Origin of the sequence: Methylobacterium sp. B1 (genome assembly GCF_000333255.1) — a bacterium.
GTDB classification, from domain to species: domain Bacteria; phylum Pseudomonadota; class Alphaproteobacteria; order Rhizobiales; family Beijerinckiaceae; genus Methylobacterium; species Methylobacterium fujisawaense.
In genome coordinates this window covers 1-2272 of sequence record NZ_BACT01000899.1, presented here as the reverse complement: position 1 = coordinate 2272, position 2272 = coordinate 1, and the positions used below count along the sequence as shown (strand labels likewise).

The window sequence follows — 2272 nt, the reverse complement described above, 5'->3', positions numbered from 1 at the left end:
GGCTCGACGGCAGGTCGACCTCGACCACGACACGGCCCGCCGCCTGTTCACCCTGATCTTCGCGCTGCACTGGAAGGGCTAGGGCGCCCTCCGCGCCGACCGGCGATGGCTGAGCCCGTTCCAGAGCCTCCTCCCGACGCCTCTCCGAAGAAGCGGCGGGTGCAGTCCGTCCTGTTCATGTGCAATTACAACGCCGTGCGCTCCGTCGCGGCGGAAGCGATCGCGCGCGCCTATTTCGGCAAGTCCACCTATGTGCAGTCGGCCGGAGTCCGGTCCGGCGAGCCCACCGATCCGTTCATGATCGCGGCCCTCGACGAGATCGGGATCGATGCCAGCCGACACCGCCCCCGCACCATCGAGGAGTTGGAGGATTGGGAGGGGCTGAACTTCGACCTGATCATCACCCTGGCGCCGGAGGCCCATCACCGGGCGCTGGCCCTGACGCACACGCTCGCGGCCGATGTCGAATACTGGCCGACCCCGGATCCCACGCTGGTGCAGGACGCGTCCCGGGAGCAGCGTCTCGAGGCCTATCGTGAGGTCCGCGACGGGCTCACCCGGCGGATCAAGGCCCGTCTGAAGGCGTAGGCGGGCGGCGTCTCTTCCTGACGATCGCGCATCGCCGAGCGGCGGATCGCCGATGCCGTGCCTGCGGACTTTCGCGCGCGGGGTTCCGCGGGTCCGCCGCGTCAGCCGCGATCGCCCACCAGCCAGGCCCGGATCCGGCCGGCGACGAGCGGCCGGGCGCGAATGACGTCGTCGCCGTCGAGGAGCGGCGAGTCTGCGAGCGTCGCGAGATAGGCGTCCTCGGCGCTGCGGCAGGCGCGGAAGGCAGCGTCGACAGCCAGATCCCGGTCCGTCAGCGCGGCTTGAATCCCGAAGTTGCGGCTGACGCAGTCGCGCCACGCAGCGTGGCGGAGCTCTGTCTCGCTCGCGGCCCGCGCGGTGCCGCAGGCCGCGGCGACGAGGACCATCGCGAGGAGCGGGGCCGGCATCACGTGGCGGGCTCGCGGCATCGTTCAGGCACTCCGTCACCCGATAGAGTGGCGGCGCAGGGTTATCACTCCGTTAAGATGTGGTGCCCGCGGCGCGGGTTCCACTGCCGGAGGTGGGCCTTGATCAGCGGTTGGCGGTGGTGACCGGGGAGGTGACGCCGCCGAGCGAGACCCAGGCGACGGCGTCCTGGCTCTCGCGCTTGATGAACACGTAGCCGGTCTTGTGCCAGGGCAGGATCGCGTTGGTCTTGTTGTCGAGCACCAGGTCGCCCCGGTCGGTGATCAGGGTGAGCACCGCGTGGCCCTCGCCCTTCTCGTCGATCACCACGGTCATGCGCATCGCCCGCCGCGGCAGGCCGGCCTGGGCCAGCAGATGGCGCTTGAGCAGCTGGAAGTCCTCGCAGTCGCCGATGCCGTCCTCGGCCAGATCCCACCGGTCGGCCACGTGCAGGTGGTCCTGATCGGTCATCGGCTCGACCGCCTTGTTGACCCGCCGGTTCACCGACACGATCGTCGCCCAGGTCGCGGGCGTCAGGCTGATCCGGGCCGGTTCGCCCCGGTCGAGCGCGCATTCGGCCGCGTAGTTCTGGCAGAAGGTCACCCAGGCCGCGATCGGCTTGGCGTCGCCCAGCACCCGGGCATTGTCTTCCGTCGGCAGGCTCGCAAGCGTCTGCGCCTGGGCCGTGGCGGCGAGGCCGAGCAGCGTCGCTGCTCCGACCAGCATCCCCCGAACCGTCTTGAGAAGCCCCGCGCCCATCGAACCCGTCCCCGTTGTTGAGAACAGGATTGCGCCGCAGAGCCTCCGCGCCGCTGAAGCGGATGCGCGCAATTTTATCGATCGGCCGGCGCGGGCCGGCTGACATGCGGCAGCGTCGACGGGAGACTTGAGAAGCCTTGTAAATCGCGGGCTTCGGTTTGGGGAAACGGAAACCTTGAGGGTTTGTCACCCGCCAACATGCAGTCTTGGCGGGGCGCCATCGTCGTTGCGAGCGGAGCCCGGCAATTCCCTGGCGCCCCATCGGCCGGCGTCGCGCTGCCCCGGATCGCTTCGCTGGCGTGCGACGACGGCGTGGACGCGGTCAGCCCGCGGTCTGGTCGAGCTTGCGCTCCGCCTCACCCTTCAGTTCCGGGAAGTCCGCCTGCGTGTAGGCCCGGCCCCGGTGCGGATCCTCGGTGATACCCTCGTGCTCCAGGCGGCGCAGTTGCACCCGCCGGATCTTGCCCGAGATCGTCTTGGGCAGGTCGGTGACGAAATCGAGGCCGCGCAGGCGCTTGAA

General features: G+C 69.8%; 4 protein-coding genes and 1 pseudogene. 2 read left to right on the top strand and 3 right to left on the bottom strand.

Annotated features, from left to right (window positions below; translation table 11 throughout):
- Both I53_RS32820 and I53_RS25595 read left to right on the top strand, forming a co-directional pair.
- The coding region (locus I53_RS32820) for a UPF0262 family protein (protein WP_187294417.1) at positions 1 to 82 on the top strand (82 nt) is incomplete at its 5' end.
- Positions 83 to 105: 23 nt separating this feature from the next.
- The gene (locus I53_RS25595; protein ID WP_043356114.1) at positions 106 to 588 is read left to right on the top strand and encodes a low molecular weight phosphatase family protein; all 483 of its coding nucleotides are present in this window, start codon (positions 106 to 108) and stop codon (positions 586 to 588) included.
- Between the two features lie 101 nt (positions 589 to 689).
- Here the strand turns inward: I53_RS25595 and I53_RS25590 are convergent, their stop codons facing one another.
- The 3 genes and pseudogenes from I53_RS25590 to I53_RS25580 form a co-directional block, all read right to left on the bottom strand.
- Entirely contained in the window at positions 690 to 1016 is a 327-nt protein-coding gene (locus I53_RS25590) for a hypothetical protein (RefSeq protein ID WP_043356112.1), read from the bottom strand.
- A 103-nt stretch (positions 1017 to 1119) separates the two neighbouring features.
- Positions 1120 to 1752, bottom strand: a complete 633-nt coding sequence (locus I53_RS25585; protein WP_043356110.1) for a transglutaminase-like cysteine peptidase — start codon at positions 1750 to 1752, stop codon at positions 1120 to 1122.
- Between the two features lie 322 nt (positions 1753 to 2074).
- Positions 2075 to 2272 (bottom strand): annotated as a pseudogene (locus I53_RS25580) (AMP-dependent synthetase); the annotation flags it as partial.

Coding starts and splice junctions, on each gene's coding strand:
- I53_RS25590 (WP_043356112.1), bottom strand. CDS start 1,016: ATGCCGCGAGCCCGCCACGTGATGCCGGCCCCGCTCCTCGCGATGGTC.
- I53_RS25585 (WP_043356110.1), bottom strand. CDS start 1,752: ATGGGCGCGGGGCTTCTCAAGACGGTTCGGGGGATGCTGGTCGGAGCA.
- I53_RS25595 (WP_043356114.1), top strand. CDS start 106: ATGGCTGAGCCCGTTCCAGAGCCTCCTCCCGACGCCTCTCCGAAGAAG.